Source organism: Deltaproteobacteria bacterium, from assembly GCA_026388415.1.
Lineage (GTDB): Bacteria > Desulfobacterota > Syntrophia > Syntrophales > JACQWR01 > JAPLJV01.
Genome location: JAPLJV010000055.1, coordinates 26,901 through 47,157 on the forward strand (window position 1 = coordinate 26,901; position 20,257 = coordinate 47,157).

Here is a 20,257-nt window from a genome sequence, read left to right on the forward strand (position 1 = left end):
AGTAGAGGGTTTCCTCTTTGACAAAGAGGGGAATAATAAACTCCCCCTTCAGAAAAGGGGGATCGAGGGGGATTTGAGGTGAATTTTCAGATGAAAGACGCCGTTCACATCATCAGTCTCGGCTGTCCTAAAAACCTCGTAGATTCGGAGGTCATGGCCGCCGCGCTGACCAAGGGCGGTTACCGGATTGCACCTGATCCCCGGGCAGCAGCAATCATTCTGGTCAACACCTGCGCCTTCATCCTGCCGGCCAAAGAAGAGTCAATTGACGAGATCCTGCGCGCAGCCAACTGGAAGAAATCCGGCCGGTGCCGCCACCTCGTGGTAACGGGTTGCCTCCCGCAGCGGTACGGAAGGAGCCTCGCGGCCGAGTTGCCGGAGGTGGATGCCTTTCTCGACACCAACGAGGCGCCTCATATCGCCGGACATTTGGACAGGCTCCGGGACAGGCAAAACGCCGCCCCCCTGACCATCATCGCCAATCCCACTTTTCTCATGAATTCAGGTCATGCCCGCCTGCTCTCCACCCCCGCTTATAGCGCCTACCTCAAGATCGCCGAAGGCTGCTCCAACTACTGCTCCTACTGCATCATCCCGGCCATCCGGGGGAAAGCGCGCAGCCGGCCCATAGACGATCTAGTGCGGGAGGCGGAGATTCTGGCAGCGCAGGGAGTCCGGGAAATAATCATCACCGCCCAGGATACCACCGCCTATGGCCGCGATCTGAAAGGACATCCCCACCTGAGCGAACTATTGCAGAGTCTCGCCGCCATTGACCAACTGCGGTGGATCAGGCTACTCTACACCTATCCGGGCAAATTGGACAAAAAAACGCTTACGGTTATGGCCGCGGCAGAAAAAATCTGCCCCTACCTGGACATTCCGATCCAGCATATTGATGACGACATCCTGAATGCCATGCACCGTCAGGGCGGCAGCGCCCAGATCACGGCCGGTATCGCGCTCGCCAGAGAGGCGATTCCCGGTGTGGCCTTGCGGACTTCGCTGATCGTGGGTTTCCCGGGAGAAACGCCGTCCCGCTTCAAAAGACTCCTGAATTTTATTGTCGCCACCCGGTTCGATCACCTGGGCGTCTTCAAGTATTCACGGGAAGAAGAAACGGCGGCGGCCATCATTCCGGGTCATATCTCGGAAAGGACCAGGGAAAACCGCCGCAGCCAGTTGATGGAAGAACAAGCCACCGTTTCCAGCTCCATCAACCAAACCCTGATCGGCTCCCGGCAGGAGGTGCTGATCGAAGGCGGCAGTGACATCCCTGATTATCCTTTTATCGGCCGTTGCCGACGGCAGGCGCCGGAAATTGACGGGATTACCTATGTCAAGGGTAAGGGGCTTACAGCCGGGGACTTTGTCGCCTGCACAATCACCGGCGCCGACACCTATGATCTTTATGCGGAAAGTTGAGCTGATCAATTACGATCAGGCCGTATTTACCAAGACCCTGCAGGAGTGTATTGATCTTATCGTGTACCGGGACATCATCGAGCGGTTCGGCGTTTCCAACACCTTTCTGCTCAAGCGTCTGGTGAAATTCTGCTTTACCAATATCTCGACGCTCGTGAGCCTGAACAAACTCTATAATGATTTCAAGTCCGAGGGGCTGAAGATATCGCGGAATACCGTCTATAAATATATTCCCCATATCGAAGACGCCTTGACCCTGTTTACGGTTCCCGCGTAAGCACAATCAATGCGGGAACAGTGGCGGAATCCGAGGAAGATTTACGCCGGCGACGTGGGTTTTAAGACGGCGATGCCATGAAAATAATGTTTGACATCGAACAGGAATAAATTATAATCGCGTGCAATCTTTCGCGTAATGCAGACATTTCGTTCCGGGTAGTTTGTGGCTGGTGGTTAGAATGCTTCCACTGTTTCGAACGTTTATGGGGATGTGTAAATGCGAATCTTCTCTTTTCCACTCATCATAATTATTATTTGTTTTGTACAATCATGCGCAATGCCTGATAAGGCGAAGGTTAAGGTTGTTGGTACGCAACAGGTGCAAGTCAGTAGAGTGTTAACGGATGAAGCTTCTTCAAAGTATCTAAAGAGAAAAGTTGCTATAGCGCGATTTACTAACGAAACTAAATATGGGCGAAGTTTTTTCTCTGATGGAAAAGATGAAAATGTTGGCAAACAGGCTACGGATATTCTCTCAGCAAAGTTAGCAGCAACAAACAAATTTTTACTCCTCGAACGCTCCGATATTGAAAAGACATTTAGTGAAATGAAACTGAAGATAGCTCGGGATGAACTCTCAGAGCTTCATCTATCGGCTGATTACCTTATCATAGGTTCAATATCTGAATTGGGCAGAAGGGAAGTTGGCGAAGTAGGTGTTTTCAGCCGCTCCAAAAAACAGACCGCATATTGCAAAGTAAACGTGAGGTTGATTGATGTACATACGGGGGAAATCGTTTATTCCGAGGAAGGTTCTGGCGAAGCATTCTCTGAAGTAGGGTCTGTCATGGGGCTCGGTGGACGAGCAGGGTATGACTATACCCTAAATGACAAGGTAATTTCCGCTGCCATATCAAAGCTTGTCAACAATATCATCGAAAATCTTCTGGATAAACCGTGGCGATCATACATTCTTTCATATGATGGAAGTTTCTACTTTACAGCTGGCGGAAAATCACAAGGAATTGCCAAGGGCGATATTTTTGAGGTTTTTCAGAGAGGTAATAAAGTCAAAAATCCCCAAACCGGAATAATGATAGAATTACCTGGGCGGTTGATTGGAAAAATCAAAGTGGAGAACATGATGGGCAACACCTCGGCCGATGAAGTATCGATGTGTTCCCGAGTATCAGGCAATCTTCCCAATGAAAGATTAGATCAGCTCTATGTTCAGGAAATGGGCAGGAAATAAACTTAAGGAAATAGGAATGAGGTTCGTAGCTTTATTTTTCATAGTGCTTTCCATGACAAGTTGTGCAGCACATCAGGAAGGCATCATCCAGCAAGCGGACAGAAGCTATATTATGTTTACTGGCAATGTAAAGGGAGTCACAGTTCAAATTGATGACGAACAGCCTTTTCCGTTAGCAGTGGAGAAGGCTATATATCAGGTGAAACCTGGAAAACATACGGTAAAAGCTTTTCGAGGGGATGTACTCATTGTAAAAAGGCTCTTGTTCCTTGATAATCAGGTGACTATGGAGCTACTAATTCAATGAAAGTATTTTTATCTTGCTCACTTATCGTTCTTTTCTTCTTAAACGGGTGTGCACCTGTGGTAGCGAATACCCCCAAGTATTATTGGGGTAATTATTCCCAGGCACTATATAAGAATAAGAAGGATCATACACCTGAAAGCTATCAGAACTACAAAAACGCTCTTGCTAAAATCGTGGAAATATCTAAGGCAGGTGTTTTTTTAGTGCCACCTGGCATTTATTCTGAGTACGGATTCATCCTTGCTCAGGAAGGAAAACTTGACGAAGCTAAAGTTTATTTCGCCTTGGAAAAGGAAAAATACCCTGAGTCAACAATTTTCGTTGACAGACTTATGAAAGCGACAGGAGGCTCATTATGAAGACCTTTAAACTTTCTCCTCTCGTTCTGTGTATATTACTCTTAGCGGGCTGTGGGCCTAAACTGATCACTAAAGGTGATGCTTACCCTGGTCATTACAGGGAAGCCCCCCTTTCAATTCTCGTTTTACCCGCAATCAATGAGTCAACGGCGGCGGATGCGAAGGATTTTTACTCCACAACGGTTGCGGAACCTCTCGCCTTTGCAGGCTATTATGTTTTTCCTCTAGAAGTAGTCACAGAGATATTGAAAAAAGAGGGTCTCGCAGATACGGAAACACTAATGAATGTTCCCCAAAAAAAATTTAAGGAGTATTTCGGAGCCGATGCAGTTCTGTATGTCAAGATTCTAAAATGGGACACGTTCTACTTTGTTATAGGAGGTAATGTGACTGTTGGCATCGAATGTGAGCTGAAATCAACTACCACGGGGGACCTGATTTGGAGGTATAATGGCAGCTTAACATTGGATACTACAGCGGAAGATCGAAATGTTGGATCTCCCATTGCGAGCTTAATTGTAAAATTGGTTGAAACAGCCGTCAAGACAGCTGTAACAGATTATGTTCCTATTGCAAAGAGGGTAAATTATATGGTGACGTCATCAATGCCCTTCGGCAAATACCATAAGCTGCACGGTAAGGATCAAGGATTAAACGTTTTGGAAGATAAAGTTAAACCAAAAGAGCAGAAAAAGTAGCAAACATGCTTGTATTGTAAGCATACATAAAAGCCCCCTTCTTTCCGCTCATGAAATGAAAGGGGCCTCTTTTTTTTCGAGGGAATTAAGGAATTTCCTGCGCTGGAATTGACTGGACGCCATGTACTCGCATACCCCGAACAGTGTGAGAGCAATTGGTGCGTTATCCGAGCTACGCCACCAGCGCGTCAGGTATGCCAAGTGCGGATGGTTTTAGATAAACCCCATGGCCAATATCCTCGTTGACGGCTACAATTTGATCGGCATTGCGCACCGGGATTTTGAGAAGGCGCGCCAGGACCTTATTTTGCAGCTTGACCGGTATGCCGGTCTGAAGAGGCACAGCATTACCGTTGTCTTTGACGGCTGGAAGAATGGACAAGCGGCCGAGACAAAAATGAGGCGGGGCGATGTAACAGTTATCTATTCTAGTCTCGGTGAAAGGGCCGACAGCGTTATTAAAAATATGTTGTCTTCCGCAACAAAACCCTGGATCGTCGTCAGTTCCGACCGGGAAATTTATGAATTTGCCCGGAAGAAATATCTCGTCGCCCTCAAGTCGGATGAATTTGCCGGTAAGCTTGCTTCGGCGTTAGCCGCCGGTGGAAAAGGTAAAGAAGAAAATTTGTATGATGGCTATGAAGACGAGTATGAAGATGAAGACGAAGGTGATGATCTGCAACGGGGCGGTAAAAAAGGGAATCCGAATAAGCTCTCTAAAGAGGACAAGCGCAAAACAGAGGCGCTGAAAAAACTGTAGTGAAGGGTTCGTTAGCCCGGGTCGGCGCAAATCAGGCAGGAATTATTAAAACCCTTGTCTGAAAAAAGCACCTGGACCAAGGATGACGACCTCGTTAAAGGTCGTCACACCGGTCCCTTACGCCTATCCCTTCAGCTTCGCCAGCAGGTTCTGCGTAAACTCCTTTTCCACGTCCTTGGCCTTGCTCTTCATGACGCGGTCGCCGAACATGGCCAGCTTGCCGACGATTGCCACATCGGACTTGTATGACACCTCCACATTGCCGTCGCCGGTTTCCTTGAGTTCAACGGTGGTCTTCTGTTTCATGTGGCCGAGCTTGGTTATATCTTCTCCCTCGCCTTCCAGGACGAGGCGGTGCGGCGGCTGCACTTCCGTGAGGACATTCCTGAATTTGAGCGTGACCTTGATGGGGCCTACCTTCTGCTTGACCACGGCATCGTATGTCTTTTCATCAATCTTTTCGATCTTTTCAGCGCCGGGGAGGCACGAGCCGAGCGTGGCGGGATCGAGCAGCATGTCCCACAGTCCCTGAATCGGCGCCTTGACCGTAAACTTTCCCTCGATAATCATTGTATTCTCCTCATCATGAAAAAAGGTACTGAAGACTATTTCTGCTTCGCCTTGACGATCAGCTCACCCACCTCAATGTATGCCTTGTTGCCGGGCTCGGTGGCCTGCGAAAGGAGCAGGTCTATGTAAGACAATCCCTGGGCTGAGAACCACGCCTTGTGTGGTTTGTCGCCCGTGCCAAACATGTGCCTGGCACAGTCAACAGGGTCTTTTTTTAGTTTTCCGCAAACGGGACATGTTAAGCTCATGGTTTTCCTCCCTCTTTTGTCTTTTCCTTAAAGGCATTAACGATCATTTCGGGCATAATGGGGGCCTGTTTCATCTGCAGGCCCGTGGCGTGGAAGATCGCATTGCCAAGGGCGGCCGCAGTCGGATTGGTCAAACCTTCCCCGGCCTCCTTCGCCCCGTAGGGACCCTCCGGTTCATAGGTGTCAATCTCGATGATCTCGCACGCGGGCATTTCCGGCGCGCGAATGATCTTGTAATCAACCAGATTCGGGTTCATGACCTTGCCATCCTCAACGGGCATATTCTCCAGGTAGCCGTAACCGGCGGCCATGGAGGCAGCACCCTCGAGTTGACCGATCAGGCCGAGCGTGTTGATCGGCTGGCCACAATCATGGGCCGTGGTGCAATTAATGATTGCCAGTTTTCCCGTTTCCACATCAATTTCCGCCTCCACCGCCTGCACCATATAGCTGTAAGCGGGAGAGATCATGCCCTTGCGGTGAGGGGTGTAGTGGCCCCGGCCGATAATCCGCTGGCCGTCTTTGCCCCGGAGCGCTTCCTTTACCAGATCAGTGTAGTGCATGCCTCTCTCGGGACGGGCGACGTTATACACCCAGCCGTCCTTGATATCGAGGTCGTAAATGATATTGTAGCCAAATTTTGCGCTCGCGAATTCGAGGAGCTGCTTCTTGGCGTCTTCCGCGGCCATCTTGGTGGCATTGCCCGCCATCAGCGTCTGTCGTGATCCCCAGGCTCCGAGGTCTGCCGGACAGTGGTCCGTGTCGCCGGAATGCACCTTGATGTTCTCCACCTTGACTCCCAGCGCCTCGGCACAGATAATGGCCATGGTGGTATTGGAACCCTGACCGATATCCTGGGCGCCCACATGGAGCTCTACAACGCCATCGTAGTTTATGGTCACGACGGCCGAGGAGAAGGAATAGGGCGAGTCGAACCAGTTGAAAATGCCGCCCGACATAAAGCCTGCTGCGGAGATGCCGATCGCCCGGTTCTTCGGGAGCTTGCCCCTGTCCTTGATCCACTGTTCGATCTTGTCGAGGCACTGGGTGAGGCCGCAACTGGCGATGGTGGCCTGACCCGGGACTTCATATCCCGATGTATGGGCATTCTTCCGTCTGATTTCGATAATATCCAACCCCAGGTCAGCGGCGATCCAGTCTATCTGCTGCTCGGAACAAAACATGGCCTGCGGAGCGCCAAAACCGCGCATGGACGTGGAGGGCAGGCTGTTGGTGTAAACCCGGTAGCCGTCGTAGCGGTAGGCCTTCCACTTGTACGGGAAGGAGTGAAAGAAGCCGGTCAGGTAGAGGGCCGTTGCCCCCATCCCCGTGTAAGCCCCGCCGTTGGTAAACACCCGGGCTTCCCGCGCACAGAAGGTGCCATCCTTCTTTACGCCGGTACGCACATAGTAGTACATGGGGGTCCGCCGTTTGGTGGCGATAAAATCTTCTTCACGGGTAAAGACAATCTTCACCGGTTTGGACAATTTCATGGAAAGAACGCAGGCACAGAACTGCGAGGCGTCCAGTTCAAACTTGCCGCCGAAACCGCCGCCCACATAGTGAGCGATGACCCGGATATCGCTTTCCCGCAGTCCCAGCACGCCGGCCAGCAGTGCCTGGTGGTAATACGGCGACTGGGTGGAGGTATAGACGGTCAGCTTCTTATCGGGGGTGTAACTGGCCACGGTGGCGCGCGTCTCCATGCACATGTGCGCCTGGCCGCCCAACTTGAACCAGTCTTCCCGGACATAGTCCGCTTCCTCGAATGCCTCTTCCACATCACCCCACTCGATGTGGCGCGTGATATTCACATTCCGCTCCACCCCGTCGTGGATCATGGGGGCTTCCTTCTTGATTGCTTCCATGGGATCATCCACGAAGGGCAGCACCTCGTACTGCACATCTATCAAGTCGAGCGCCTGTTCGGCGATTTCTTCAGAGATGGCCGCCACTGCCGCCACCGGCTCCCCGATGTAACGAACCTTCTCGATAGTCAGGATCTGCTCGTCGCACAGCTCGGGATAGCGCCTCCAGATCCCCTGCTTAACCCCCAGGGTATCCTTGCCGGTCACCACTGCCTTTACCCCGGGAAGTTTCAACGCTTCGGTCGGATCAATAGAGATGATCATGGCGTGGGGGTGCGGGCTTCTCAGGATCTTTCCATAAAGCATGCCGGGCAGTTTCACATCAAAGGTATAGGTTGCCCGGCCCGTCACCTTGGCATAGCCGTCAACATTATGAACTCGTGTATTCAAGACGGAATATTTATTTGTTGTCATTACACGCCCTCCCTGTACTTGCCTTGGGCCACGGAATCAATTGCCCGGACAATGCTGTTGTATCCCGTGCAGCGGCAGAGGTTGCCCTCGATGCCGCGGCGGATCTCCATGCCATCTTTCGGCGCCGGGGTCTCGTTCAGAAACGCCCTTGCCGACATGAGCATCCCCGAGGTGCAGAAACCGCACTGGTATGCTCCCTCGTCCAGAAAGGCAGCCTGGACCGGATCGAGCTTCCCGTCCTTTTCCAGACCCTCGACGGTGGTGATATGCATCCCGCTCACCTGCACCGCGAGCACTGAACAGCCCTTTACCGCCATGCCGTTGACCATGACCGTGCAGACACCGCATGATGCCGTGTCGCAACCCCGCTTCGTTCCCGCGAAGCCCAGATGATCCCGAAGCGCCTCGACCAAGAGGGTCTTGGGATTGATGAAAAGTTCATATTCCTGATCGTTTACATAAAAGCGAAGCAGTTGTTTTTCCATGGTATGATACCCCTTTCTACGCTTGACAGGCCTGCTTCCAGGCCTCCTTGGTCATCCGCCTGGTCAATACCGAAATCAGGTGGCGCCGGTAGTCTTCCGAGGCGTGGATGTCGGCAACCGGATCCGCCTCCTCACCGGCAGTCTCGCCGGCTTTAGTAAAGATCTTCTCGTTCAGTTTCTTCCCGATCAATAATTTTTCCGTATTCCTGGCCCTGATCGGGACAGGTGCAGCGTTGCCGAGCACAATCCGCGCGTCCTGGCAGATGCCGGCGTTGTTGACGCTCAGCGAGACAGCCACGGCAACGATGCCCTGATCGCTCTCCAGCAGGTTGAATTTATGATAGGCAGTTGCACTTTTTGCGGGCGGCGGTGGAACGAGCACCTCTAATATCATTTCGTCCGGCGTCAGGACCGTCTCAAAGAGTCCCGGATAAAAGTCCTCCAGGGGTACGAACCGTTCACCGGCGCTTGATCCGACCTTTACCGTCGCATTGAGGGCGATAAGCACAGGCGCCGGATCACCAGCCGCATCGGCGTGCGCCAGATTGCCGCCCATTGTCCCCCAGTTGCGCACCTGGATGGAAGCAAGCTTCTCTTCCATGGCGACCAGAACGGGGTATTTTTCCTTGATGAGGAGCGATTTTTCGATGGTGCGGTGGGTGGTTGTGGCGCCGATCTTCAGACCGGCCCGGGGATCATAGCTGAGGTAGTTCAGTTCTTCGAGCCCCTTGATGTCAATGAGATGCTCCGTTATGACGAGGCCCTGCCGCATGATGATCAACAATGACTGCCCTCCGCAGATGATCTTGGCGCTGTCATGGTACTCGGCCAGCATCGCGAGAGCCTCTTTCACATTTCCGGGTCTCAGGTAGGTAAAGTCGTGTATCATCCATCTCTCCTTTCCGTACAGTCTTCAATGTTTGCCAGCCAGGTAGGTTTCTCGGGAAGCTCGGGAAACTCGGACCACATGCTGCCATTGGTGGTTATTGGTTTCTTAACCGTCTGCCTGCCTGCGATCAAGTCATCCCTGTTCCACCGGTGTTCCTGATATTGGGGGTAATGGCAGAGACTGACGTGTCTGCCGCGGAAGATACCGCACTCCTTGCAGGCTTTTTTTGAAAAGGGACAGACTGGTTGAAGCTTGGGCATGGGCGATTCCTTATATCTATCTATCAATACACAATACAGAGCGTCGGGACAGTGAGCGATAAAAGATTTCTTTCTCTTTCTATTACTCGCCTGGAGCGCAAAGGACCCGCTTTCGGCAGCGGGTATGTAACAGAAAGGAATCTCCTTGTAAAGAAAAATTTATCCTTCAATTGCGTTGATGTTGACACTATCGGCAATTAACGGTAATATTTAGTAGCTTAGCGTAATAATAAGTAATAAAGGATACTAAAACTGGGGACAGCGTCCCCCGGAACATGCCATAATAAAGATGCAATAATTCGATCAACCGCCCTCCGTCTGCGGGAAGGCCGTGTTCGTGTACAGGTACTCAAACTTTTCCTTATGTTTTAATTCTTCATTTGCCATTTTTGTCAAGAGGTCCTTCACTTCACCGGCGGGATAGCTGCCTGCCAGGCTATTATAAAAATTGTACGCGTTTAGCTCTCTGTTTGCGGCAACCAGGTAAACTTCCGAGCTTTTCATATTCTTTTTGATATCGGGCTTCTCGATGTTTTCAATAATCTTGTAATCAATGGCTGCATCCATTTTCAGAACATTTGCACAGACAAGACCCTTCTGGCAGTTTATAAGGAATTCCTTGTGCTTGGCTTCTTCCTGAGCCATGAACTTCAGGTTGTCTTTCGCGTCTTTGTCTTCCACGATTTTGTAGAGGTCCATGTAGAAATCATATGCCTCTTTTTCTTTTACAATCGCCATTTTAATCACATCAGCTAGTGTATTTCCCATTTTCCAATTTCCTCCCTGAATTATTTTATTCTAATCATTCTATATCCGATCAACGATCGAATCCGTTCACACCCCTCAGGCGCCGCCGTAACCGATCGTAATTTTGGCGCCTTCCACAATAACCGGCACTTTCCGAATATCGCCGGACAGCTTGAGCATCTCCTTCAGTTTTGCTCCGTCCGATTCTACGTCAATATACCTTGCCTTCTTCCCGTAGGCCGACAGCGCCTGATCGGTGAAAGGGCAACCTGATTTGCCGTATATAAGAATTTCTTCCGCCATCACCTCACCTCCACAATCAATAGCCGCTTATATTGACAGTATCTGCTCACCAGTCGCCCCGATTTCACATACCAATCTTTTCTTGTTTATGCCACAGAAAAAATTTCTTAAGGTGAAAATAAAGGGACATAACACTTGATTATTTTGATATAGATGTCATGTCCTCCGAATGCTCAGAGCCTTAATTCATAGCGCTGTTCAATCACCAGGGCGCCCCATATAGCAGCGGGCGGTTTCTCCTGCGTTAATTGAAACCCGGCTGACTGGTATATATGAGCGGCCGCCGGCAGTGAACTGACTGTCCAGAGGAAAACGGACGAGTAGCCATGAAGCTTACAGAAGGCGATTGCTTTCGCAACGAGGATCTTCCCCACGCCCTGCCCGCGCAGGCTCGGATGCAGCAGCAGCCAGCGTAACTGTGCTGCCTCGCGGGATGCCTCTACGATGGCAATTGCCCCGGCCAGCATGGCCTCTTTTTCAACGATCCATATCTGCTCGCGCTCGGTATGTGATTGGGCAAAGCTGGACAGAGGAATTGCCACATATGGCTCCAGGGTGTAATCCCAGCCAAACTCTTTAGCATATAAGACTCCATGCAGGTAAGTCAAATAGCCGATATCGCCCGGCTTCAGATTGTGTCTGATGCTCACATTGCGCGGTAGCATCAGGATTGTATTGTTATTGTTAAGGGATTGCTTTTTCACGGTGTGAGTATATGAAGTATGTATTTGTGTGTCAATCGAATTTTGAGACCTTAATCCTTGACTTCAGTAAATATTTATCCTATAACCCACTCGACGCGTAGAAATTCTTTTAATATGGGGGCGTCACGGTTTCGACGGGGATAGTTGAAGCTGTAGCAGCGTACCGAGGTTCCTACAGGCCTCGTTAAACAGGTAGGACAATATAATCGCAGACAACTACGATTACGCTTTAGCCGCTTAGTCGGCTAACGGTCTCCTGGACCCGCCTGTCGGTTCAGATGAGGGCGTCATAAAGGCAGTATAGCCACTTCCCTCTTTTCCCGGAGAGGGCGGGGCGAATCAAAACGGGATAGCGCCTAATCAATCCTGACTCTGGGAGTTTTCGGGGGCGAAATCAAATCAGAGTCTATGTACGTAGAAACTGCAGTGGAATATTTTCGGACGCGGGTTCGACTCCCGCCGCCTCCACCAATTTAGTTATTAAATATCAATATGTTAGCTGCATCAGCCTGCTCCTTTTCCTGGTGCAGTTTTGGTGCAGTTGTTTTCCTGTAAACCATTCTCAAATCTTCCGCCTCTATCCTGAAATATCTTTCAAATGCTTTATTCGTGGAATGCATTGTTGCCCGTTTTATTTCCTCGGGAGTGCAATATTGCCTTAACGCCCTTGCCGAACTATGTCTTGTGCCGCCATAGAGGTCAACACCGGTAATCCCTATATTTTCGCATGCTCTGCACCACCATTTATAAAAGTATTTTTCCCCGAATGGCTCACCTTCACACACACCGCTAACGCCTTTATTATGACGGAAAAAGTGTAAAGATGGGATTGCCGCTGGGAAGGTCTTTAATATTTCAACGTCCTCTTCCAATATGGGCACAAGCTTCGGTTTTTTCTCTTTAGGGTGCGGGAACAATAAATAACCATTCCCCTTGTCGATATCGCCTTCCTTAAGGCTTATCATTTCGCCAGGGCGGATTGATATGTACATGCATAAGAATTTAATGCCCAAGTATATCTTAGGATTGATATGGTAGCTAATTCTATGCACCTCTTGAAGGATTGCTTCTTGTTCCTCTTTTGAAATAACTTTCCTATAGCCCAACTCAAAAGATATTTCCGGGAACTCCGGTATTTGCTGAATGGTTATAACTTTTCTTTTTCGCAACCACGACCAAAAGTCTGTGAGGCATGATTTCATGTTAGATTTCGTCTTGTCAGAAACCTTTTGTGACAAGAAAAAATCTTCCAGGTCAGCATAGCCAATTTCCTTGATATTCTTTTGACCGAAACGGTCAATGGCCCGTGAGATGTAATTATTTAAGTTGTTATAGGTCTTAGGGCGGACATTTTGCTTTTTGATTCCAAGCCACTGCGTAGCAAGGGTAACAAACCCTAGAGGATTGTCCTCTTTATAGTCCCTCGCATCAAAGCTGCCTTCATCTATTTTATATCTTAACCCTGTTAAAAACCTGTGAGCTTCGTCATAGTTCTTGAATCTACGCCATACGCCCTTAATTTTAACAAAGAGCCTTGTTGCTTTCTGTTGGGGGTGTTCAGGGCACTGCACTCCGCTTTTTCCATTGTCTTTGAGAGGTTTTCCGCAGATAGGGCATTTTTGATTAGTGTAAATTCCGCCAAGCATACACAGTTCTCCCCCTTTATGGTTACAGAGAGAAATATCATGTCCGGCAGAAAAACTCAATTTCAATACTCCAGAAAGTTTCTTGTAATTTAATATCGTTAAAACGGCACCCCTTCAACGCCCTGGGCCATGTCAATATATTTAATAATCTTGTCGATTGTCCGTTTTTCAATAAAGATAAAGAATTTATTATACTGAGTCTTCAGCATTGTTCCGAAATGCTTACGTCTTTTCTTGACTAGTTTTCTCAGGCATCGCTTTAATAAAACCATGTCTTTCGTCGTCATTTCTATTTGCAGGCCTTCACCTTCACGGGGATCACCGACTTTCCCCCAATTTCGTCCTATGCTCTCATCAGTCACAAAGCCGTCATGCTTGACGATGTACTTACTCATATAAATCTGCATTTGTTTTCTTGATTGGATGAGCCGAGAGCTTTTATGATGAAGGGCGACCGCGAGAGCCTTATCTTGCAATTGAGTCCCAGTTATTTTCACCCACCGCACTGCCAGTTTCTTAATGATCAAATTATACATATCTTGATCTGCATTCGGCACAGAATAGACCATATGATAATGGGGAACGTAATGTCCCTTTAACGCCCCTGATTTTCTTTTTTGCCATTCCTTTTTCCAGACACCATTTATCTCCAGGCCGTATCTCACAGACCAGTGTTTAAGCTTCCAGAGGCAATAAGAAGCGAGCTTAGCCTTTTCCTTGATCGTCTTTCCCTCCATAATGTCATCGGCAAAAGTGAAGTCCTGCCAGACCTCAAAAGGATCGTCCATTTTAGCCATAGTCACCATCATATTACGCCTAGACTTGTTAGAAAAATCAGTTACCGGCCCGCGCTTACCAACATTAAGATTTCCGCCCTCTACAAAATCACCATATCTTGTCTTAGCCCTATTTCGTACTAGAGTAACGCCTCCATAAACTATTAAATGCTCATCTAACTCACTGTTAATATTATCATGTATTAATATGTCACTTATACAAGCATGACCGTTGCCATCTGGTTCTAATTCGTTATCGTAATCTTTAACTGCTTTTCTCTCAAACGTCAGTGGTCCGTTTGAGGGAAAAGCAGAAACACGCCCCCTGTAAACTGTCTCCATCAAAATAAAAAACCTCCTTTCTTTTCATATCGTCCTATCGCTGTTTTAACAGCTTAATTTTCTTAAATATCTAAGATTATTTCTTGTTTTCTTCATCTTTCCGCCTATACATCATGAAATTGTGGATTAAATTTTCTTCTAATATTTCCAGCTCCTTATCTGATTTATCGCTATATAACTTGTAAAAAACTGTATTAATGGCATCCGTTAACAAATCGGTTGCTATGCTTGTCCTGCTAATTTTCCATCTATCGGACAGGTGATCTAGAATAGCCATGTTCAATACACTCATTCTAAGGGTCATCGAAACAAGGGTAAGGTCTATAAACTTTTTCAAAACATCCGATGCTCTTTCCTTTTGCCTAATGTATTCGTCAATTGAATCTCTGCCTTTATGATCATCGACAATGAGTTTTTTAGGCGTGTACTTCCTTGGTTTCTTTTCTGTTTGCTTCATCGTCATTTCATCTCCTCACAATTACAAAATGTAATCTTTTAAATTACAATAATAAACTTGTTTCTTTATTGCAAGCTTTTTTTGCAACGGTAGAAACTCCCTCTCCTTGCCATGTTACAATAGCACGAGCGCTGCATCTGTAAAGGTTTCCCTTCGGCTCGCTTCGCTCGACCTTGACAGAAGCGGCTTTACTCGTGCTTAATGGAAATCAGGCGACGGTGGGAGGGTAGGCAACAACACAGCTCCGATAAAAGGGTATTTATGTGTCTTTTGCCTTAGAGCGTTACTTTGTTGTGAGGTTTTCGAGAAGATTTAAGTGGCTAGGAATGACAGGATTATTTGTTCAAGGGCGAGCTTGTCCCGGGTCTGGCATTCCCAAATAACTAGGATGCTCCAGCCCTCTGCTTTTAACGCAGCTTCATTTTCTGCATCTCGTACTTGATTTCGCACGAGTTTGGGCTGCCAATAATCTGCATTTGATTTCGGTTTCCGTGCGTCTTTACAGAACGGATCAGGGTGTTGATGCCAGAAGCAGCCATTAACAAAGATTACAGAATGTCTACTATGGAAAACCATATCCGGTGTGCCTGGAAGGGATTTACTATGGAGACGGTAGCGGTAGCCCAAACGATGAACCATTCGGCGTACGGCCAATTCTGGTTTCATATCCTTACTACGAATGGCACTCATGTTTTTACTGCGGCGTTCCGGTGACAGCTTGTCGGTCAACTCTTACCACCGAATTTCTTACATAGCCAATCATAAACGGCTCGTTGCTCATCCATACCTGCACGTCTAATCTGCGTCAGTAGCCATATTGTGCTTGGTTTTTCTGTCGTGATATTCTTTGCACCTTGATTACAGTTTGAGCATAGAGCACGAAGGTTCGATAATTCGTCTTTGCCGCCATGACTGCGATCAACGATATGCCCTATATGAAGGCGCACTTTACGGCCTGTAGAAGGATCAACATCCCCAGGCGTAAGGCCGCACATCTGACATGTGAATCCATTACGGTCGAGGACTGCGGCCCGAAGACGCGCGGAAATTGAGGTTGAAAACGAAACATTGTACCTTTCCGGCGGTTGCTCTTGCAATTGATATTGTCCAGGCTTTAAATTGGTGCTGTCAAGATGTGAAAAAATCGGCCAGCCTTCTTGCTCGCGAAGTTCTCTCAAGCGGCGGCTATATTGAACTGCGCCGTCTGCTGCTGTTTGCAATTCATGGGATTCGATTACTCGCCCAATATTTGCAAGAAGGAATTGGCGTATTTTCTCTTTTGAGCCTTTACGAACCATTGAAACCTCCTAACCGGTTGCCCTAAATATCTGACGGCTTGTAAGGGCAGAAGCGATACATTTTGCAACAGAATGAGCGACCGGAGGCGGAAAAGCATTGCCTACTTGTCGGTAAGCTGGTGTTTTCTTACCTGTGAAAATCCAATCGTCAGGGAAACCTTGAATTCTCGCGACCATTGGCACCGTGAGGCGGGGCATGCCAATAAAGTCGTGATCGGGCGGATCATTAGAAATAACAAGCCCGTCAACACCTAAAGCAGCCCAGGCTTTACGTGCTCTGGTCGGGCCGAGGTCTGGGCCACCGTGTTTCTTAGAACCTCCGACGATTGTCGGCGCTATATCATTCGCCCTTTCTCGCCACGCCGCTGCACCATGCCAACCGCGAGACGCCATAAGATCAAAAAGGATTTCCCCAACGGTCAACGGCTTGTGTTTATTCGAGGCAGGCCATTCGAAATGATGTGAAAACTGTTTACGGATAGCGACGAACACAACACGGGGGCGCAGTTGAGACACTCCATAATCAGAGGCATTCAGCAATTGCCAATCGGTTATGTAGCCAAGTTTTGCTATCTGGCCAGACACATATGTCCGGTAGTCGTCAAAAATTGCATCAAAGATGCCACGAACATTTTCAATCATGACGGCACGGGGACGGATTTGGTCAATTAGCTTGATGGCTGCCGGAAACATATTGCGCTCATCAGCTTTACCAAGTTGTTTTCCAGCTCTGGAAAAGGGTGGGCAGGGTAAACCGCCTGCTAAAAGATCAATTCCTTTAAATGGCGCTCCATCAAATATTTCAAGATCTTGTTCAAAAACTTTCCAATTCGGGCGATTGAAGCGCAACGTCTCACAGCAATGATGATCAATTTCTACAAGGCCTTGATGATTGAAGCCAGCCTGCTCTAATCCTAGCGCCTGTCCACCTCCACCAGCGCAAAGCTCTAAGGAAGTAAGACCGTTTGTTCTCATTTCGTGCCCTTCGTTATGTGGTTGACTCTGATTGTTCATCATTTTCCACATTGAAATATATGTAGACGGAGCTTAATATGGATTGATATCTACACTTCCGTATCGGCTATGTCAAATATGAAGTTCAGAAGAAATGCTTTTGGTGCACTTTTGGTGCATGATGATCATAACTATTTGATTTTACTTGCTGGGGATCGGGTTCGACTCCCGCCGCCTCCACCAGAAGACAATCCAAGGAAGTCCAAAGAAGTACAGAACCCGTTAGAAATAGCGGGTTTTTTCTTGATTTTTATCCAGAAACGTGCTATGTAATTCATCAACGTCCCGTTGTTTTGGGGGCCTTTTGAACAGTAGAAAGCCCCCAAGGAAAATTGGAAGCCCCCAAAAGGGAGGAAATCGAGATGCCAAAAAGGATTGCGCCGTTATCTGAGGTCAAGGTTCGTAACACTAAATCGCAGGAAAACGAGTACAAGCTTTTTGATGGCGGTGGCTTATTTCTTTTGGTCACACCCTCGGGGGGAAAACTGTGGAATTTAAAATACCGCTTTGAAGGCAAGGAGAAAAAACTTGCCCTTGGAACATATCCTGAAATCAGCCTTGCCGATGCCAGAGAGAGAAGAGATAAAGCGAGAAGACAGCTTGCAAATGGCATTGATCCTCGGGCTGTTAGAAAAGCCCAGAAACAGGCAGACACCGCCGAAACGGAAACCTTTGAAGTGATAGCCCGTGAATGGCATACGAGATTTAGACCTACATGGTCGCCAGGGCATAGTGTTACAATCATGAGCCGTCTGGAACGTGATTTATTCCCTTGGATAGGCGCGCGCCCAATTGCTGCAATAAAAGCACCTGAATTGCTGGCGGTATTACGCCGTGTGGAAAGCCGGGGGGCGTGGAATCAGCTCACCGCATAAGGACTACTGCCGGTCAGGTTTTTCAATATGCCGTTGCCACAGGGAGGGCGGAGCGAGACCCGGCAACTGATCTGCGTGGAGCATTGCCGCAGCCGATGGAAAAACACCAAGCAGCGCTAACGGACCCGAAAGACGTTGCTTCACTTCTTCGGGCAATAGACGCATACAAGGGCACATTTGTCGTCAAGTGCGCTCTTCAACTGGCGGCGCTGTCATTTGTTCGGCCCGGTGAACTTAGGGGAGGGGAATGGTCATAAATAAACCTTGAAACAGCAGAATGGAATATACCCATTGAGCGCATGAAATTACAACTGAAGATAAAACAGGAACGGAAAGGGCAGACTCATTTAGTCCCTCTCTCAAATCAGGCCATAGCGATCCTGAAAGATTTACAACCATTGACCGGCCATAGCCGGTATATTTTCCCCTCACATCGAACACCGTTACGCCCTATGAGTGAGAACGCTATCCTTGCTGCTCTAGGGGCTATGGGTTACGCCAAGGATGAAATGTCCGGGCATGGCTTCAGGGCTATGGCAAGAACCATCCTTGATGAAGTCTTGCGGGTAAGACCAGATTTCATAGAACACCAACTTGCTCATGCTGTGAGGGATGTAAACGGGAGGGCGTATAATCGTACGTCCCACCTGGCGGAGCGCCGGAAAATGATGGAGCTTTGGGGAAATTACCTGGATGACCTGAAGCAAGGAGCCAAGGTATTACATTTCAAAATATGATAGTACGGATATAATTGTCATGACCAATACTTGACTTGACACTAACTGTCAAAATATATCCTCTCCCGACAGCCATCCTTAATTTATTGAAGTAAACGAGAGGAGCTTTAAATTTTATAGCAGATTTCAACCAGTAATTCTTAGCCAAAAAGTCTGTATTGGTTATCAATTTCACCTCCTACTAATCATTTATGTTAATAGTAGAGAATGGTAGGGTTTATAGGGAAAAAGGCAGGAGAACGGGCTTTCACCTGGGTCCGAGAATCCTTTTTGTAGTGTGTTCCCTGTCTCCCTGAACCCTCATAGGTTGGTTGGGTCATAGAACCCTTGTCACGCTGGAGGATTGGTCGGGAGGCACCCCTGCCTTTTTCTACTTATACCATGGAGGTGTAACGATGGAAAGTCTCTTTGTGGGGATTGATGTTTCGAAGGATTATTTCTGTGTGTCCGGGCTGGATGTTCAGGGGAATGTGCTGTTCTCGCTTACTGCAGCGGCCGACAAAACCGGTTTTACCGAGATGATGAGTACAATTTCCTCTCATTGTGCCCGCTTGGAGGAAGTGATCGTCGCCATGGAGTCGACTGGATGCTATCACCTCAATCTCTTCTCGTTTCTGACATCCCATAATATCAGTACGGTCGTGATCAATCCGTTGCTCATTGCCAATTACGGGAAGCTATCCCTGAGGAAGACCAAGACAGACAAGAAGGATGCCCTGGTGATAGCCCAATATGTCCTGGCAAACCGGCAAACGATTTCACAGTTTTCTGTTTCAAGTGGTTATCAGGATCTGAGAGACTTGGCCAGGGAAAGGGAATTTACGGGAAAGATGATTGCGGCGGTCAAAAATGACATCAAGCGGATGCTTCAAGCAACTTTTCCTGAGCTGGAGCAAATGGTCAACGTCTTCAGCGACACCATGCTTCATTTTCTTAAAACGTACCCTTCGGCACGACTGGTTGTCAATGCCGGCGAGCAAGATCTGAGACAGGCATTCATACATCCCGACAAGAGGATGAGGCTTATGGTCAAACCAGAGAAGATTAGAGATGCAGCTCTGAACTCTGTGGCTTCTATCAGTCCGGCAAAGGAGATGATACTCCCGGGAAAAATTGAAACCCTTGTCCATCTGCAGCATCGTCTCGATGATCTTACTACCATGATGGTGAACCTCTGCAAGGCTACGGCTGAGGAAGATTTGAATATCATCACCTCGATTAGCGGGATCAGTACAAAAACAGCGGCACCATTCCTTGCCGAGTTGGGGGAGCTATCCAATTACAAATCTTACAAGAAGGTTATCGCCTTTGCGGGCGTTGATCCTTCGATTCATGATTCGGGTAATTTTCATGGAAACAGCAAGTTATCCAAAAGAGGAAATCGACACTTGAGGAGGGTGATCTATCTGATGACCTTTTGTGCCGTGCGTATGGAGGGCCCCTTTAAACGGTACTTCCTTAAAAGAAAAAGCGAAGGATTGCCCTTCAAAAAGGCCTTGTTTGCTACTGCTCACAAGCTTATCAGGGTCATTTTTACCATGCTACAAAGGAGGACTTATTTTATCGCAAATCAAAGTGCATAATAGTTGACTACAAATAAACAG

General features: G+C 48.2%; 23 protein-coding genes, 1 other RNA gene and 1 pseudogene. 10 read left to right on the forward strand and 15 right to left on the reverse strand.

Annotated features, from left to right (window positions below):
* Positions 1–90 precede the first annotated feature (90 nt).
* The 7 genes from rimO to NT140_11415 all read left to right on the forward strand — a co-directional run bounded on the left by rimO (position 91) and on the right by NT140_11415 (position 5,020).
* On the forward strand, positions 91–1,425 hold the full coding sequence (rimO, locus tag NT140_11385; GenBank protein MCX5832467.1) for a 30S ribosomal protein S12 methylthiotransferase RimO: 1,335 nt from the start codon (positions 91–93) through the stop codon (positions 1,423–1,425).
* Entirely contained in the window at positions 1,412–1,702 is a 291-nt protein-coding gene (locus NT140_11390; protein ID MCX5832468.1) for a hypothetical protein, read from the forward strand. Before rimO ends, NT140_11390 begins: the two co-directional genes overlap by 14 nt.
* Before the next feature lie 279 nt (positions 1,703–1,981).
* Complete coding sequence (locus tag NT140_11395) at positions 1,982–2,896, forward strand: curli production assembly protein CsgG (protein ID MCX5832469.1); 915 nt, start codon at positions 1,982–1,984, stop codon at positions 2,894–2,896.
* Between the two features lie 16 nt (positions 2,897–2,912).
* Positions 2,913–3,203, forward strand: coding sequence for a hypothetical protein (locus NT140_11400; protein ID MCX5832470.1), 291 nt, complete (start codon positions 2,913–2,915; stop codon positions 3,201–3,203).
* Positions 3,200–3,562: a DUF4810 domain-containing protein gene (locus NT140_11405; protein MCX5832471.1), complete on the forward strand. Its 363-nt coding sequence runs from the start codon at positions 3,200–3,202 to the stop codon at positions 3,560–3,562. Before NT140_11400 ends, NT140_11405 begins: the two co-directional genes overlap by 4 nt.
* Positions 3,559–4,260, forward strand: coding sequence for a DUF799 family lipoprotein (locus tag NT140_11410; protein MCX5832472.1), 702 nt, complete (start codon positions 3,559–3,561; stop codon positions 4,258–4,260). The genes NT140_11405 and NT140_11410 overlap by 4 nt, the downstream gene beginning before the upstream one ends.
* A 226-nt stretch (positions 4,261–4,486) precedes the next feature.
* On the forward strand, positions 4,487–5,020 hold the full coding sequence (locus tag NT140_11415; protein ID MCX5832473.1) for an NYN domain-containing protein: 534 nt from the start codon (positions 4,487–4,489) through the stop codon (positions 5,018–5,020).
* Between the two features lie 123 nt (positions 5,021–5,143).
* On the opposite strand, the gene NT140_11420 is transcribed toward NT140_11415, so the two are convergent.
* The 9 genes from NT140_11420 to NT140_11460 all read right to left on the reverse strand — a co-directional run bounded on the left by NT140_11420 (position 5,144) and on the right by NT140_11460 (position 11,454).
* Positions 5,144–5,590: a carbon monoxide dehydrogenase subunit G gene (locus tag NT140_11420; protein MCX5832474.1), complete on the reverse strand. Its 447-nt coding sequence runs from the start codon at positions 5,588–5,590 to the stop codon at positions 5,144–5,146.
* A gap of 35 nt (positions 5,591–5,625) precedes the next feature.
* On the reverse strand, positions 5,626–5,838 hold the full coding sequence (locus NT140_11425; GenBank protein MCX5832475.1) for a hypothetical protein: 213 nt from the start codon (positions 5,836–5,838) through the stop codon (positions 5,626–5,628).
* Positions 5,835–8,120: a xanthine dehydrogenase family protein molybdopterin-binding subunit gene (locus NT140_11430; protein MCX5832476.1), complete on the reverse strand. Its 2,286-nt coding sequence runs from the start codon at positions 8,118–8,120 to the stop codon at positions 5,835–5,837. The genes NT140_11425 and NT140_11430 overlap by 4 nt, the downstream gene beginning before the upstream one ends.
* Positions 8,120–8,605, reverse strand: a complete 486-nt coding sequence (locus NT140_11435; GenBank protein ID MCX5832477.1) for a (2Fe-2S)-binding protein — start codon at positions 8,603–8,605, stop codon at positions 8,120–8,122. The genes NT140_11430 and NT140_11435 overlap by 1 nt, the downstream gene beginning before the upstream one ends.
* A 16-nt stretch (positions 8,606–8,621) precedes the next feature.
* Positions 8,622–9,494, reverse strand: a complete 873-nt coding sequence (locus NT140_11440; GenBank protein ID MCX5832478.1) for a xanthine dehydrogenase family protein subunit M — start codon at positions 9,492–9,494, stop codon at positions 8,622–8,624.
* The gene (locus NT140_11445) at positions 9,491–9,754 is read right to left on the reverse strand and encodes a hypothetical protein (protein ID MCX5832479.1); all 264 of its coding nucleotides are present in this window, start codon (positions 9,752–9,754) and stop codon (positions 9,491–9,493) included. Before NT140_11445 ends, NT140_11440 begins: the two co-directional genes overlap by 4 nt.
* 303 nt (positions 9,755–10,057) lie before the next feature.
* Positions 10,058–10,522 carry a ferritin family protein gene (locus tag NT140_11450; protein ID MCX5832480.1) on the reverse strand — a complete coding sequence of 155 codons (465 nt, stop codon included), beginning with the start codon at positions 10,520–10,522 and terminating at the stop codon, positions 10,058–10,060.
* Positions 10,523–10,597: 75 nt separating this feature from the next.
* Positions 10,598–10,804, reverse strand: coding sequence for a UXX-star (seleno)protein family 1 (locus NT140_11455; protein MCX5832481.1), 207 nt, complete (start codon positions 10,802–10,804; stop codon positions 10,598–10,600).
* Between the two features lie 173 nt (positions 10,805–10,977).
* A complete protein-coding gene (locus NT140_11460; protein ID MCX5832482.1) occupies positions 10,978–11,454 on the reverse strand; it encodes a GNAT family N-acetyltransferase in 477 nt (158 codons plus the stop codon).
* A gap of 170 nt (positions 11,455–11,624) precedes the next feature.
* Between NT140_11460 and ssrA the strand changes: the two genes are divergently transcribed.
* Positions 11,625–11,979: a transfer-messenger RNA gene (gene ssrA, locus NT140_11465) on the forward strand.
* A gap of 2 nt (positions 11,980–11,981) precedes the next feature.
* Here ssrA and NT140_11470 read toward each other — a convergent pair.
* The 6 genes from NT140_11470 to dcm form a co-directional block, all read right to left on the reverse strand.
* Positions 11,982–13,154, reverse strand: a complete 1,173-nt coding sequence (locus NT140_11470) for a hypothetical protein (protein ID MCX5832483.1) — start codon at positions 13,152–13,154, stop codon at positions 11,982–11,984.
* Between the two features lie 98 nt (positions 13,155–13,252).
* Positions 13,253–14,272: a hypothetical protein gene (locus tag NT140_11475; GenBank protein ID MCX5832484.1), complete on the reverse strand. Its 1,020-nt coding sequence runs from the start codon at positions 14,270–14,272 to the stop codon at positions 13,253–13,255.
* Between the two features lie 76 nt (positions 14,273–14,348).
* On the reverse strand, positions 14,349–14,729 hold the full coding sequence (locus NT140_11480) for a hypothetical protein (protein MCX5832485.1): 381 nt from the start codon (positions 14,727–14,729) through the stop codon (positions 14,349–14,351).
* Between the two features lie 312 nt (positions 14,730–15,041).
* A complete protein-coding gene (locus tag NT140_11485; GenBank protein MCX5832486.1) occupies positions 15,042–15,458 on the reverse strand; it encodes a very short patch repair endonuclease in 417 nt (138 codons plus the stop codon).
* Positions 15,455–16,027: an HNH endonuclease gene (locus NT140_11490; GenBank protein ID MCX5832487.1), complete on the reverse strand. Its 573-nt coding sequence runs from the start codon at positions 16,025–16,027 to the stop codon at positions 15,455–15,457. Before NT140_11490 ends, NT140_11485 begins: the two co-directional genes overlap by 4 nt.
* A gap of 9 nt (positions 16,028–16,036) precedes the next feature.
* Positions 16,037–17,002, reverse strand: coding sequence for a DNA (cytosine-5-)-methyltransferase (dcm, locus tag NT140_11495; protein MCX5832488.1), 966 nt, complete (start codon positions 17,000–17,002; stop codon positions 16,037–16,039).
* Positions 17,003–17,403: 401 nt separating this feature from the next.
* On the opposite strand from dcm, the pseudogene NT140_11500 reads away from it, so the two are divergent.
* A pseudogene (locus NT140_11500) lies at positions 17,404–18,653 on the forward strand (integrase arm-type DNA-binding domain-containing protein).
* Positions 18,654–19,048: 395 nt separating this feature from the next.
* The gene (locus NT140_11505; protein MCX5832489.1) at positions 19,049–20,236 is read left to right on the forward strand and encodes an IS110 family transposase; all 1,188 of its coding nucleotides are present in this window, start codon (positions 19,049–19,051) and stop codon (positions 20,234–20,236) included.
* Positions 20,237–20,257: the final 21 nt, after the last annotated feature.